This window comes from Streptomyces sp. NPDC089424 (assembly GCF_044749345.1).
Taxonomy (GTDB): domain Bacteria; phylum Actinomycetota; class Actinomycetes; order Streptomycetales; family Streptomycetaceae; genus Streptomyces.
Window position 1 is genome coordinate 184,533 of sequence record NZ_JBIVHU010000005.1, and the last position, 13,465, is coordinate 197,997.

At 71.4% G+C, this 13,465-nt stretch carries 11 protein-coding genes; 7 read left to right on the plus strand and 4 right to left on the minus strand.

What is annotated here, in order from left to right:
* Positions 1 to 160 precede the first annotated feature (160 nt).
* From ACIP2X_RS23405 to ACIP2X_RS23415, 3 genes are all read left to right on the plus strand, one after another.
* Entirely contained in the window at positions 161 to 1,156 is a 996-nt protein-coding gene (locus ACIP2X_RS23405) for a hypothetical protein (RefSeq protein ID WP_401676158.1), read from the plus strand.
* Positions 1,157 to 1,264: 108 nt separating this feature from the next.
* Positions 1,265 to 2,296 (plus strand): LacI family DNA-binding transcriptional regulator, encoded by a 1,032-nt coding sequence (locus tag ACIP2X_RS23410; protein ID WP_401676160.1) that lies wholly within the window; start codon positions 1,265 to 1,267, stop codon positions 2,294 to 2,296.
* The gene (locus tag ACIP2X_RS23415) at positions 2,293 to 3,204 is read left to right on the plus strand and encodes a carbohydrate kinase (protein WP_401676162.1); all 912 of its coding nucleotides are present in this window, start codon (positions 2,293 to 2,295) and stop codon (positions 3,202 to 3,204) included. The genes ACIP2X_RS23410 and ACIP2X_RS23415 overlap by 4 nt, the downstream gene beginning before the upstream one ends.
* A gap of 67 nt (positions 3,205 to 3,271) precedes the next feature.
* Here ACIP2X_RS23415 and uvrA read toward each other — a convergent pair whose 3' ends face one another.
* Complete coding sequence (gene uvrA / locus ACIP2X_RS23420; protein WP_401676164.1) at positions 3,272 to 6,298, minus strand: excinuclease ABC subunit UvrA; 3,027 nt, start codon at positions 6,296 to 6,298, stop codon at positions 3,272 to 3,274.
* Between the two features lie 224 nt (positions 6,299 to 6,522).
* Between uvrA and ACIP2X_RS23425 the strand changes: the two genes are divergently transcribed.
* Positions 6,523 to 7,233, plus strand: a complete 711-nt coding sequence (locus ACIP2X_RS23425) for a maleylpyruvate isomerase family mycothiol-dependent enzyme (protein WP_401676166.1) — start codon at positions 6,523 to 6,525, stop codon at positions 7,231 to 7,233.
* Between the two features lie 50 nt (positions 7,234 to 7,283).
* Positions 7,284 to 7,940, plus strand: a complete 657-nt coding sequence (locus ACIP2X_RS23430) for an MBL fold metallo-hydrolase (protein ID WP_401676168.1) — start codon at positions 7,284 to 7,286, stop codon at positions 7,938 to 7,940.
* A gap of 229 nt (positions 7,941 to 8,169) precedes the next feature.
* Here the strand turns inward: ACIP2X_RS23430 and aroQ are convergent, their stop codons facing one another.
* Positions 8,170 to 8,643: a type II 3-dehydroquinate dehydratase gene (gene aroQ, locus ACIP2X_RS23435; protein WP_401676170.1), complete on the minus strand. Its 474-nt coding sequence runs from the start codon at positions 8,641 to 8,643 to the stop codon at positions 8,170 to 8,172.
* Between the two features lie 102 nt (positions 8,644 to 8,745).
* Between aroQ and ACIP2X_RS23440 the strand changes: the two genes are divergently transcribed.
* Positions 8,746 to 9,792, plus strand: a complete 1,047-nt coding sequence (locus ACIP2X_RS23440; protein WP_401676172.1) for a S66 peptidase family protein — start codon at positions 8,746 to 8,748, stop codon at positions 9,790 to 9,792.
* A gap of 95 nt (positions 9,793 to 9,887) precedes the next feature.
* Positions 9,888 to 11,171 (plus strand): MFS transporter, encoded by a 1,284-nt coding sequence (locus ACIP2X_RS23445; RefSeq protein ID WP_401676174.1) that lies wholly within the window; start codon positions 9,888 to 9,890, stop codon positions 11,169 to 11,171.
* A gap of 9 nt (positions 11,172 to 11,180) precedes the next feature.
* Here the strand turns inward: ACIP2X_RS23445 and ACIP2X_RS23450 are convergent, their stop codons facing one another.
* Positions 11,181 to 12,281 carry a calcium:proton antiporter gene (locus ACIP2X_RS23450; protein WP_401676176.1) on the minus strand — a complete coding sequence of 367 codons (1,101 nt, stop codon included), beginning with the start codon at positions 12,279 to 12,281 and terminating at the stop codon, positions 11,181 to 11,183.
* 166 nt (positions 12,282 to 12,447) lie between these two features.
* Positions 12,448 to 13,446, minus strand: a complete 999-nt coding sequence (locus tag ACIP2X_RS23455) for a TerC/Alx family metal homeostasis membrane protein (RefSeq protein WP_401676178.1) — start codon at positions 13,444 to 13,446, stop codon at positions 12,448 to 12,450.
* Positions 13,447 to 13,465 lie beyond the last annotated feature (19 nt).

Here is a 13,465-nt window from a genome sequence, read left to right on the forward strand (position 1 = left end):
TGTTGTCGAGGCATGGTCAACACGCTTCAATGCGGAGGAACTCGGGCCGGTGAACGGCGGCGTACCGATGTGAAGGCGGCCTGCCGCCGCCCGGGTGCCCCGGACGACCTGCGCGAACGGTCTGACCAGCCGTCGTGATCCAGCACAGAAAGGCCCCTGCATGCCGCACGCCACACCGCACGCGGACGTCGTCCCCGCGGACCTGGACACCGACCTGCGCGCCGAACCGGGCACGGAACTGGACACGGCCCTGCGCGGCGGCCCCTTCCACGTCGCGCTGCGCGCCGCGATAGCCGCCCGGGGGCTGCCGCTGCAGCGGGTGCAGCATCACCTGACGCGGTACGGGGTGAAGGTCGGCGTCACGAGCCTGAGTTACTGGCAGCAGGGCGCCCGCCGCCCGCAGCGCCCCGAGTCGCTGCGCGCCGTACGGGCCCTGGAGGAGATCCTCCAGCTCCCGGAGGAGTCACTGATCCGGCTCCTCGCCGAACCGGCCGACGAGCCCGGGTCCGCGCGCCGCCCCGAGGGCCGCTCCTACCGGTCCCTCGTCGAGGCCTCGGACGTCCTCGGCCGTCTGCTCGCCGAGCTGGACGCCCCGCTCGACGGCGGCCTGCACATGCTCGGGCACCACGAACAGGTGCGGATAGGGCCGCGCCGCGAGCTGCTGGGGCGCGAGTCGCACCACATCGTGCGCGCGCACCAGGAGGGCGTCGACCGCTTCGTGGCCGTGCACCACGGCGACCCGGGGTGCGCACCGGAGCGGACGCGTGTGCACGCTCTGGAGAACTGCCGTACCGGTCGCGTCCGTTGGGACCGTGAGACCGGCATCCTGGTCGCCGAGCTGCTCTTCGACACCCGGCTGCGGGCCGGTGACACCTTCCTCTTCCGCTTCGCCGTGGAGGACGGCACGGCGGGGGTGTCCCGCGAGTACCTGCGCGCCTTCGGACCTGCGGGCGGTCAGTACGCCCTCCAGGTGCGGTTCGACGCCCAGGCGCTGCCGGTGCGCTGTCACCGCTTCGCCCAGCACTCGGCGGCGGCGCCGCGCAGCGGTCACCAGGACCTGCCGCTGACCGGCCGGCACCACTCGGTGCACCTGGTGGAGCCGAGGGTGCGGGCCGGGATCGTGGGGATCGGGTGGGAGTGGGACAGCTTGACGTAAACGTTTGCGCAAGCGTTTACGTGCGTCGCCGGATGGGATACGGTCCCCGCCAGGAAGGGCTCGGCCGGAAAGGGCACGGCCAGGAAGGGCAGGCCACGAGGAGGCCCCATGGCGACGATGGCGGACGTGGCGCGCAGCGCCGGAGTCTCCGTGGCCACCGTCTCCCATGTGCTGAACGGCACCCGGCCGGTGCTCCCGCGGACCCGGCAGGCCGTCCTGGACGCCGTCGACCGGCTCGGCTACACCCCCAACACCCTGGCCCGCTCCCTGGTGACCTCCCGCACCCGCTCGATCGGGCTCGCGGTCTCGGCCGTCAGCAACCCGTACTTCACCGAGATCCTCCAGGGCGTCGAGGCGACCGCCCTCGAAGAGGGCTACGGCCTGCTCATCGCCGACCCGCACGAGGACCCCCGGCACGAGCGCAAGGTCGTCCAGCTGCTGCACGAGCGACGCGTGGACGGCCTGATCGTCGCCCCCTCCCCCTCCCCGCGCGAGCTGCTCTCCTACCTGCACCGGCACAAGGTGCCCACCGTGCTCCTGGACCGTGTGGTGGACGATCCGGCGAGCGGCACTCCGCGCTTCGACCAGGTCTGCGCGCGCGGCACGGAGCCGGTGACGAGCCTGGTCACGCATCTCGCGGAGCTCGGCCACCGCCGCATCGGCCTGGTCGCCGGCCGTCGCGGGCTGAGCACCACCGCCGAACGGATCACCGGGTACCGGCACGGGCTGGCCGCCGCCGGTCTCCCCCACGACGAACGCCTCGTCGCGCACGGCGACTCCGAATCGGCCGCCGGGGAGCGCGCCACCGCCGCCCTGCTCTCCCTGGCCACGCCGCCCACGGCTCTGGTCACCGCCAACAACGCCATGACCATCGGCGCCCTGCACGCGTTGCGCGCCCGGGGCCTGTCCGTGCCCGACGACATCGCGCTGTGCTGCTTCGACGACTTCGCCTGGGCGGATCTGTTCTCCCCCCGGCTCACCGCGATCGCCCAGCCCAGCAAGGATCTGGGCGCCCAGGCCGTGCGCATCCTGCTGGAACGCCTCGCCGCTCCGGACCGGCCCGCCCGGACCGTGCGGCTCCCCTGCACCTTCGTCCACCGCACGTCCTGCGGCTGCCCCGAGAAAGGACCCGACTCGTGATCGTCGTAGCCGGTGAGGCCCTGATCGACCTGGTACCGCAGGGCACGGGTGCCCTGGCCGGCCTTCGGCCCGCCCTCGGCGGCGGCCCGTACAACACGGCCGTGGCCCTCGGCCGGCTCGGCTCCCCCACCGCGTTCTGCTCCCGCACCTCCCGCGACGCCTTCGGGGAGGCCCTGCTGGACGGGCTGCGCAAGGCGGGCGTGGACGTCTCGGCGGTGCAGCGAGGCCCGGAGCCCACCACCCTCGCCGTCGCGACGATCGACGGGAACGGCTCGGCCGCCTACTCCTTCTACGTCGAGGGCACCGCCGACCGCCTGTTCGCGGTTCCGCAGGGCCTGCCGGCCGCCACCCGCGCGGTGTCGTTCGGCACGTGTTCGCTGGTCCTGGAACCGGGGGCCGGCGCCTACGAGACGCTGATGCGCACCGCCGCCGCGCAGGGCGTGTTCACCACGCTCGACCCCAACATCAGGGCGGGACTGATCCCGGACGCGGACGCCTACCGGGCGCGGTTCCTCGGCTGGCTGCCCTCGGTGACCCTGCTCAAACTCTCCGAGGACGACGCGGCGTGGCTGGGCGGCACGCCCCGCGAGTGGCTGGCGGCGGGACCGTCGGCGGTGGTGATCACCCGGGGCGGTGACGGGCTGACCGTCTTCACCCGGGACGGTGGGGAGCACTCCGTGCCGGGCGAGCGGGTCGACGTGGTGGACACGATCGGCGCCGGCGACACGGTCAACGCGGCCCTGTTGCACGGTCTGGCGGCCGGGAACGCCCTGTCCCGCGAGGCCCTCGCCACCCTGGACGCCGACGCGTGGAGGCGGCTCCTGCGTTTCGCCGCCCGCGCCGCGGCGATCACCTGCTCGCGGGCGGGCGCCGAACCGCCCTACGCCTCGGAGCTCGGCGAGTTGTGACAGGCACGACGAAGGGGCGGTGACCGGCGGGCACTTCCCGCGGTCACCGCCCCTTCGTATCCGTCTCTCAGGCCTTCCGGGCCCGCGTCGTCTTCTTCGCGGGCGCCTTCTTGGCCGCTCCGGCCGCCGTCTTCGCGGCCGTGTTGTTGACCGCCTTGGCCGTGGCCGTCCTCTTCGCGGGCGCCTTGGCCGCCACCGTCTTCCTGGCCGCCGCCTTGCGCGGCACCTTCACCGCGGCGGCGTCACTGATCCGGTCGGCGCCGAGGATCTCCCGCAGGAACTTGCCGGTGTGGCTGGTGGACACCGCGGCGACCTCCTCGGGCGTGCCCTCGGCGACGACGAGGCCGCCCCCGGCGCCGCCCTCGGGACCCATGTCGACGAGCCAGTCGGCGGTCTTGATCACATCGAGGTTGTGCTCGATGACGATGACCGTGTTGCCCTTGTCGACCAGGCCGGACAGCACCTTCAGGAGCTTGCTGATGTCCTCGAAGTGCAGACCGGTGGTCGGCTCGTCGAGGACGTAGACCGTGCGCCCGGTGGAGCGCTTCTGGAGCTCGCTGGCGAGCTTCACCCGCTGGGCCTCACCGCCGGAGAGGGTCGTCGCCGACTGGCCGAGCCGGACGTAGCCGAGGCCCACGTCGTGCAGGGTCCTCAGGTGCCGGGCGATCGCGGGGACGGCCTCGAAGAAGTCGAGCGCCTCCTCGATCGGCATGTTCAGGACCTCGGCGATGGACTTGCCCTTGTAGTGGACCTCCAGGGTCTCCCGGTTGTACCGCGCGCCGTGGCAGACCTCGCACGGGACGTACACGTCCGGGAGGAAGTTCATCTCGATCTTGATCGTGCCGTCGCCCGCGCAGTTCTCGCAGCGGCCGCCCTTGACGTTGAAGGAGAAGCGGCCGGGCAGGTAACCGCGGACCTTCGCCTCGGTGGTCTCGGCGAACAGCTTGCGGATGTGGTCGAAGACACCGGTGTACGTCGCCGGGTTGGACCGCGGAGTGCGGCCGATGGGCGACTGGTCGACATGGACGACCTTGTCGACGAGGTCGTCACCGTCGACGCGCGTGTGCCGGCCGGGCACGTTCCTCGCGCCGTTCAGCTCGCGGGCGAGGTGCGTGTACAGGATGTCGTTGACCAGCGTCGACTTGCCGGACCCGGACACGCCCGTGACAGCCGTGAACACGCCGAGCGGGAAGGACACGTCGATGTCCTGGAGGTTGTTCTCCCGGGCGCCGTGCACGGTGAGCCGACGGGTGGGGTCGAGGGGCCGGCGGATGTCCGGCAGCGGGATGGACTTCTTCCCGGAGAGGTACTGGCCGGTCTGCGACTCCGCGTTGGCGAGCAGTCCCTTCAGGGAGCCGCTGTGCACGACCTTTCCGCCGTGCTCGCCCGCGCCGGGGCCGATGTCGACGACCCAGTCGGCGACCTTGATGGTGTCCTCGTCGTGCTCGACGACGATGAGCGTGTTGCCCATGTCGCGCAGCCGGACCAGGGTCTCGATCAGCCGGTGGTTGTCCCGCTGGTGCAGGCCGATGGACGGCTCGTCGAGGACGTACAGGACGCCGACGAGGCCGGAGCCGATCTGCGTGGCCAGGCGGATGCGCTGGGCCTCGCCGCCGGACAGGGTGCCGGCCGCGCGGTTCAGCGAGAGGTAGTCGAGGCCGACGTCGACCAGGAAGCGCAGCCGCTCGTTGACCTCCTTCAGCACCCGCTCGGCGATCTTCTTGTCGCGGGCGCTGAGCTTCAGCTCGCCCAGGAACTCCGCGCAGTCGCTGATCGACATCGCCGAGACCTCGGCGATCGACTTCCCCATGATCGTGACCGCGAGGACGATCGGCTTCAGGCGGGTGCCCTCACAGGTGGGGCAGGGCACCTCGCGCATGTAGCCCTCGAAGCGCTCACGGCTGGCGTCGGACTCGGCCTCGCTGTGCCGGCGCTTGACGAAGGGGACCGCGCCCTCGAAGGGCGTGGTGTAGACCCGCTCGCGGCCGTACCGGTTGCGGTAGCGGACCTCGATCTGGGTCTTGTGGCCGTACAGCAGGGCCTTCTTGGCGCGCTGCGGCAGACCCGCGAACGGGATGTCCGTGCGGAAGCCGAGCGCGTCGGCGAGGGCGCCGATCAGGCGGCCGAAGTAGTCCTTGGTGTGCCCGTGCGACCAGGGGTGGATCGCGCCCTCGTCGAGGGACTTGTCCTCGTCCGGGACGATCAGCTCGGCGTCGACCTCCATGCGCGTGCCGATGCCGGTGCACTCGGGGCAGGCGCCGAAGGGAGAGTTGAAGGAGAAGGAGCGCGGCTCCAGCTCCTCGAAGGACAGGTCGTCGTACGCGCAGTACAGGTGCTCCGAGTACATGCGCTCACGCTCGGGGTCGTCCTCGGGGAGGTCGACGAAGTCGAGCACGACCATCCCGCCCGACAGGCCGAGCGCGGTCTCGACGGAGTCGGTGAGGCGGCGCTTGGCGGAGTCCTTCACCGTGAGGCGGTCGATGACCACCTCGATGGTGTGCTTCTCCTGCTTCTTCAGCGTGGGCGGGCTGGAGAGCTGGATCGTCTCGCCGTCCACCCGCGCGCGGCTGTACCCCTTGGTCTGGAGATCGGCGAAGAGGTCGACGAACTCGCCCTTGCGCTCGCGCACCAGCGGGGAGAGCACCTGGAAGCGGCTCCCCTCCGGCAGCTCCAGGACCTTGTCCACGATGGCCTGCGGCGACTGGCGGGCGATCGGGCGGCCGCACTCGGGGCAGTGCGGCTTGCCGATGCGCGCGAAGAGCAGCCGGAGGTAGTCGTAGACCTCGGTGATGGTGCCGACCGTCGAGCGCGGGTTGCGCGAGGTCGACTTCTGGTCGATGGAGACCGCCGGGGACAGACCCTCGATGAAGTCGACGTCCGGCTTGTCCATCTGACCGAGGAACTGGCGGGCGTACGAGGAGAGCGACTCCACGTAGCGCCGCTGGCCCTCGGCGAAGATGGTGTCGAAGGCCAGGGAGGACTTGCCCGAACCCGACAGGCCCGTGAAGACGATGAGCGAGTCACGAGGCAGGTCGAGCGAGACGTTCTTCAGGTTGTGCTCGCGCGCGCCACGGACGATGAGACGGTCGGCCACGCCGGTCCGCACCTTTCTTGAGAGAAGTGACAGGGGCGGGGCCCCCGTGCTTTCTCAGACTAGGGGGAGCCACTGACAACGCCGGTCGGATTCCCGGAGTGCATAACAATCCCCGGCTCTCCAGCATGCCCGACGCCACCGTCGACCTTATAGCACGTGCATTCGATTTACGGCCGGGGTTCACCGCCTTCACCCGAAGGAGTGGCGGGGCTAGGGTCGGCGTCATGACTGATCACGTGCGTGACCTGGCGTCTGTACGGGACGCGACGGAACGGCTGCTCACCGCAGCCGCCAAGCTGGACAACGCCGCTGTGACCGAACCGTCACGGCTCCCCGGCTGGAGTCGCGCCCATGTCCTCGCCCACCTCGCCCGCAACGCGGACGCCCTGGTGAACGTTCTCGAAGGCCGCCCCATGTACGTCTCCGGGGACGCCCGCGACGCCGACATCGAGCGGGACGCCCCGCGCCCCCTGGACGTCCAGCTCGCCGACGTCCGCGAGAGCGGCGACCGCTTCCTTGCGGCGGGCGCCGTGCCCGCCGACTGGTCGCGCACGGTGGCACTGCGCAACGGCGTGACCGACCCCGCCTCGCGGGTGCCGTTCCGGCGCTGGATCGAGGTCGAGCTGCACCACGTGGACCTCGGCATCGGCTACGAGCTGGAGGACCTGCCTGCGGAGTTCACGGAGCGGGAGATCGACTTCCTCGCCCACCGGTTCGCCGGCCACCCCGACGTGGCGCCCACCCTCCTGACGGACGGCACGCGCACATGGCGCACGGGCCGGGAGGCGCGCGCGGAGCGGGCGGCCGGCGCGGCGGAGGCCGGGGTCACCGTCACGGGCTCACCGGCCGGCCTCGTGGGCTGGCTCGCAGGGCGGCGGGACGGCTCCGGGCTGACCGTCGAGGGGGGTCCGCTGCCGTCGCTGCCCCCGTTGTAGAGACGCCGATCCCCTGCTCGCCGTACGCCTGCCGCCCTAGACTGATCGGCATGACGTACAGCGGACAGGTGACGGTCGGTGGCCCGGCGGACGTGCACGAGCTCAAGGACCTGATGATCACCAAGATCGCGGTGGGCCCGATGAACAACAACGCCTATCTGCTGCGCTGCCGGGCCACCGACGAGCAGTTGCTGATCGACGCGGCCAGTGACGCGCACTCGCTGCTCGGCATGATCGGTGACGACGGCATCGCGTCCGTCGTCACCACGCACCAGCACGGCGACCACTGGCAGGCGCTCGCCGAGGTCGTCGCGGCCACGGGAGCGCGCACCCACGCCGGCCGCGCCGACGCCGACGGCATCCCGGTGCCGACCGACGTCCTGGTCGACGACGGCGACACGATCCGGGTGGGGCGCGTGGAACTCACCGCCCGCCATCTCGTCGGGCACACGCCGGGCTCGATCGCCCTCGTTTACGACGACCCCCACGGGCACCCGCACGTCTTCACGGGCGACTGCCTCTTCCCCGGCGGCGTGGGCAACACCCGCAAGGACCCCGAGGCGTTCGCCAGCCTGATCCACGACGTCGAGACGAAGATCTTCGACGCGCTCCCGGACGAGACCTGGGTCTATCCGGGGCACGGCGACGACACCACGCTCGGCGCGGAGCGGCCGCATCTGCCCCAGTGGCACGCGCGCGGGTGGTGAGGCCCGGACCCCTCCGGACGCCCGGCGGTTCCCCCGGGGCGTGACCCGATCGGCGCGCGCCCCGTGTGAACGCCGCGCACGCGCCGGTGCCTTGCGCGCGCTCCCCCGGCGCGCGGTGGCACGGTCAACTGGGAGCAGCCCCGCGCGGGACGACGGCTTCCGCGCGGTATCGGGCCGCCGGTCCCCTCGTTCCCCGCCCTCGGCCGGCGGCCCGGGCGTCCTCCACCTGCTAGGCGTCGGCCTGTGCCGCCCCGGCCAGGGCCGCGACCCGCTCCACCCCGAACACGTACCCCTGGACACCGCACCCCGCGATGACCCCGTCGGCGCGCAGCGAGACGTACGAGTGGTGCCGGAACGACTCCCGCTGATGGATGTTGGAGATGTGGACCTCCACCACAGGCATGCCGTCGCAGGTGTTGAGGGCATCCAGGAGGGCGACGGACGTGTGCGAGTAGGCGCCGGGGTTGATGACGATCCCGCAGTGGTGGAGCCGCGCCTCGTGGATCCAGTCGACCAGCTCGCCCTCGTGGTTGGACTGCCGGAGGTCCACCGTGCCGCCGTGCGCGGCGGCGGCCTTGGCGCACAGCGCCTCGACGTCGGCAAGGGTGTCGGAGCCGTAGATCTCCGGCTGACGCTGCCCGAGAAGGTTCAGGTTGGGCCCGTTGAGGATCATGATCGGGGCGTTGGCCAGGGTGCGGGGCACGGTTCCTCCGGTCCGGTCGGGGTCGGGCGGCCCGCGAGGACCGCTGCTCGCACCCGGTTTATCACGGTGCGCCGACACCACGACCACTCGTAGCCTCCGGGCATGACCGCACCCGCGTACCCTCCCAAGCCGTCGCCCGGTGACCGGATCGCCGTGATATCCCCCTCCTCCGGCCTCCCGGGTCTCCTCCCGCTCCCCTTCGAACTGGGGCTGGAGCGCCTGCGCGAGGAGTACGGCCTGGAACCCGTGGAGTTTCCGGCGACCCGGAAGATGGGCTCGACCCCCCGGGAACGCGCCGACGACATCCATGCCGCGTTCGCCGACCCGGACATCAGGGCGGTCATCGCCTCGATCGGCGGGGACGACCAGATCACCGTCCTGCCGCTGCTCGACCGGGAGTTGATCCGGGCCCGTCCGAAGCCCTTCTTCGGGATGAGCGACAACACCAACCTGCTCGCCTTCCTGCGCACCTGCGGCATCGTCGGCTACCACGGGGCATCCGTGATGGCCGAGCTGGGCCGCCCCGGCGCCATGCACCCCCAGACCGCCGAGTCGCTGCGCGCGGCGCTGTTCACCTCCGGGCCGTACGAACTGCGGCCCGCGAAGCGCTGGCGTGACGTCGGCCGCGACTGGGCGGACCCGGCGACCTTCGACGCCGAACCCGAGACGCGGCCCGGCGACGGCTGGACCTGGGTCAACCCCGATCGCGTCGTGGAGGGCCGGAGCTGGGGCGGCTGCCTGGAGATCGTCGGCTGGCTGCTGATGGCCGACCGCGAGATCGCGCCCGACCTCGCGGAGTACGAGGGCGGGGTGCTGTTCCTGGAGACCTCGGAGGAGATGCCGAGCGCCGAGGAGGTCTTCCGCACGCTCAGGAACATGGGCGAGAGAGGTCTCCTGCGACGCTTCCCGGCCCTGCTGATGGGCCGTCCCAAGACGTGGTCCTTCGACCGCCCCCACACACCTGAGGAAGGGGCGCGTTACGCGGCCGCTCAGCGCGAGGCCGTACTGCGCGCGCTGCGGATGTACGCCCCCGACATGACGGTCGTCCTCGACGTGGACCTCGGCCACACGGACCCTCAACTCGTGATCCCGTACGGGGGCCTGATCCGCGTCGACGGCCCCGCCCGGCGCATCACCGTGACCTACTGAGGCCCGCCCCGCACCACCGCACGCCCCCGTAACCGGTCGTCACCGTGGGTAGTTGACGCGGCATGCAAGACGTACGCTCCGTAAGGGCACCTTCCATGCTGCGGCTCGCGGCCGCCTCGCTCGCCGGGACGGCCATCGAGTTCTACGACTTCTTCGTCTACGGGACGGCTGCGGCGCTGGTCCTCGGACCCCTGTTCTTCCCGACCTTCTCGCCGCTGGCGGGGACGCTCGCCGCCTTCGCCACGTTCGGCGTCGGCTTCGTGGCGCGGCCGCTGGGATCCGTGCTGTTCGGGCACATCGGGGACCGGTACGGACGGCGGCCGGTCCTGGTCGGCTCGCTCCTGATCACGGGGGCGTCGACGGTCGCCGTGGGCTGCGTGCCGACGTACGACGCGATCGGTGTGGCCGCTCCGCTGCTGCTGCTCGTCCTGCGGTTCGTACAGGGGCTCGGGCTCGGCGGTGAGTGGGGCGGGGCCGTACTGCTGACCGCCGAGCACGCGCCGGCCGCCCGGCGTGGGCTGTGGTCGAGCTTTCCGCAGATGGGGCCGCCGGTGGGCTTCGTGCTGGCGAACGGCGCGGTGCTGACGCTGTCGGCGACGCTGACCGACGCCCAGTTCGCCGCGTGGGGCTGGCGGGTGCCGTTCTGGGCCGCCGGTGTGCTGGCCCTGGTGGGGCTGTGGCTGCGCTCGTCGCTCACCGAGAGCCCCAGCTTCCTGGAGCTCGACGACCGCGCGCGCGTGCCGCTCGCCGAGGTCGCGCGCGACCACTGGCGGCTGGTGCTGCTCACCGCCGGCGCCCTCGCCGTGGGCTACGCGATCTTCTACGCCGTGACCACCTGGTCGCTGGCGTACGCGGCGGAACGGCTCGGGGTCAGCCGCACCGTCATGCTGACCTGCATCATGGCCGCGGTGGTGCTGAAGGGCGCGCTGACGCCGCTGGCGGCGGTGCTGGGCGACCGCTACGGGCGGCGGCCCCTGTGCCTGATCGGGTGCACGGCGGCCGTGCTGTGGATGTTCCCGATGGTCGCGCTGCTCGCCACCGGGGCCCCACTGCTGATCTTCCTCGGCTTCCTGGTGGCGCTGCTCGCCTTCGTCACGATGTTCGGGGTGATCGCCGCGTATCTGCCGGAGCTGTACGAGCCCCGGGTGCGCTGCACGGGTGCCGCCGTCGGCTACAACCTCGGCGGCGTCCTCGGAGGCGCGCTCACCCCGATCGCGGCGACGGCGCTGGCCGAACAGGGCGGCCGGGTGCCGTGGGGCGTGGCCGCCTATCTGACCGGCATCGCGCTGCTCAGCCTCGGCTGCTTCGCGCTGCTCCCCGAGACCCGGCCGCGGGCCGAGACCGTGGCGCCTGCCGAGGCTGAGCCGGCCACCGGCTGACCCCGGCCGCTACGGGTTGACCGCCAGCTCCAGATAGGCCACCAGGATCACCAGGTGGACGCCGCCCTGCAACGGTGTGGCCCGCCCCGGGACCACCGTCAGGGAGGCGACCACCACGGTCAGTGCGAGCAGCACCATGTGGGTCGGGCTCAGGCCGAGGACGAGGGGTCCGGAGAGCCAGATGGACGCCAGGGCCACGGCGGGGATCGTCAGGCCGATGCTGGCCATGGCGGAGCCGAGCGCGAGGTTGAGACTGGTCTGCACCCGGTCGCGGCGGGCCGAGCGCAACGCGGCGATGGTCTCGGGGAGCAGCACCAGCAGCGCGATGATCACACCGACGACGGCGTGGTCCATGCCGGCGTCCGCCACCGCCGCCTCGATCGTCGGGGACACTCCCTTGGCCAGGCCGACCACTCCGACCAGCGCGAGCAGCAGCAGTCCGAGGCCGGCCGAGGCCTTGCGGGTGGACGGTGCGGCGGCGTGGGTCTCCGCGGTGATCACCTCGCCCTCGTGGGTGATGGGGAGGAAGTAGTCGCGGTGCCTGATGGTCTGGGTCGCCACGAACAGTCCGTAGAGGATCAGCGAGGACACCGCGGCGAAGGTGAGCTGCACACCCGAGAAGCGGGGACCGGGCTCACTGGTGGTGAACGTCGGCAGCACGAGGCTGAGGGTGGCCAGCGTGGCGACCGTCGCGAGGGCCGCGCCGGTGCCCTCGGGGTTGAAGACGGCCGTGCGGTGGCGCAGCGAGGCCACGAGGAGGCTCAGGCCGACGATGCCGTTGCAGGTGATCATCACGGCCGCGAAGACCGTGTCCCTGGCGAGGGTCGCGCTCTTGTCGCCGCCGTCGGCCATCAGGGCGAGGATCAGCGCCACCTCGATGACCGTGACGGCGACGGCGAGGATGAGGGAGCCGAAGGGCTCGCCGACCCGGTGGGCGACCACCTCGGCGTGGTGCACGGCGGCGAGGACCGCGCCCGCGAGCACGACCGTCATCAGCACGGTCACCCCGGCCGGCACGTACCGGCCCCAGGTGAAGATCAGGAGGACCGCCGCTAGCACCGGCACCACGGACGTCCACCCACGGGACAGCGACGCGAGCCGAGCGATCATGCGGTGATCGTCCCAGAAGGGCCAGAACCTCGCATTCCGGCCAGGAGCGGAGGGGCTACGGCCGTGAGCAGGGCACTACGGCCGGGATCGGAGGACGACACACAGGAGCGGTGCCCGGCTCTCGCCGAGCACCGCTCCCGGTGTTGCAGTCAGGCGACCGGCACGGTCAGACGTCGACGCTGTCCTTGGACGCGCCCTCGCCACGCTCCTGCGCCTCCGCCGCCGCCTGCTTCCGCGAGGCCATCAGGCTCGTGATCGTCGTGACGATCAGGACGGAGCAGATCACGCCGAGCGAGACCGGAATGCTGATCTCGGGGACATGCACCCCGGACTCGTGCAGGGCGTGCAGCACCAGCTTGACGCCGATGAAGCCGAGGATGATCGACAGGCCGTACGACAGGTGGACCAGCTTCCTCAGCAGGCCGCCGATCAGGAAGTACAGCTGCCTGAGGCCCATCAGCGCGAAGGCGTTCGCGGTGAAGACGATGTACGGGTCCTGCGTGAGGCCGAAGATCGCCGGGATGGAGTCGAGCGCGAACAGGACGTCCGTGGTGCCGATGGCCAGCATCACGACCAGCATCGGGGTCATGACCCGCTTGCCGTTCTCCTGGATCCACAGCTTGGTGCCGTGGTAGCGGTCGGCCACGCCGAAGCGGCGCTCGGCGGCCTTGAGGAGCTTGTTCTCCTCGTACTCCTCGTCCTGCTCTTCGGCCCGGGCCTCCTGGATCAGCTTCCAGGCGGTCCAGATCAGGAAGGCGCCGAAGAGGTAGAACACCCAGGAGAAGCTGGCGATGATCGCGGCGCCGGCGGCGATGAAGATCGCGCGGAGCACCAGGGCGATGAGCACACCGACGAGGAGCACCCGCTGCTGGTACTGCGAGGGCACCGCGAACTTCGCCATGATCAGGACGAAGACGAAGAGGTTGTCGACGCTCAGCGACTTCTCGGTGATGAATCCGGCGAAGAACTCGCCGGCGGGCTGTCCCCCGCCGAAGATGAGCAGTCCGAGGCCGAAGAGTCCGGCCAGCGCGATCCAGACGGCGGTCCAGATCCCGGCTTCCTTGATCGATACGTCGTGGGGCTTGCGCCCGATGAAGAAGTCGACCGCGATGAGCGCGGCCAGTCCCACGATGGTCAGGACCCACAGGGTCACGGAAACATCCACTGCGCCTCCGGCAGTACAT

What these genes read in the sequence shown, in the direction of transcription:
- ACIP2X_RS23440 (WP_401676172.1), top strand. Translation starts at nt 8,746, where the DNA reads ATGACCGCACCCGCGTACCCTCCCAAGCCGTCGCCCGGTGACCGGATC.
- ACIP2X_RS23425 (WP_401676166.1), top strand. Translation starts at nt 6,523, where the DNA reads ATGACTGATCACGTGCGTGACCTGGCGTCTGTACGGGACGCGACGGAA.
- ACIP2X_RS23430 (WP_401676168.1), top strand. Translation starts at nt 7,284, where the DNA reads ATGACGTACAGCGGACAGGTGACGGTCGGTGGCCCGGCGGACGTGCAC.
- ACIP2X_RS23450 (WP_401676176.1), bottom strand. Translation starts at nt 12,281, where the DNA reads ATGATCGCTCGGCTCGCGTCGCTGTCCCGTGGGTGGACGTCCGTGGTG.
- ACIP2X_RS23445 (WP_401676174.1), top strand. Translation starts at nt 9,888, where the DNA reads ATGCTGCGGCTCGCGGCCGCCTCGCTCGCCGGGACGGCCATCGAGTTC.
- ACIP2X_RS23405 (WP_401676158.1), top strand. Translation starts at nt 161, where the DNA reads ATGCCGCACGCCACACCGCACGCGGACGTCGTCCCCGCGGACCTGGAC.
- ACIP2X_RS23410 (WP_401676160.1), top strand. Translation starts at nt 1,265, where the DNA reads ATGGCGACGATGGCGGACGTGGCGCGCAGCGCCGGAGTCTCCGTGGCC.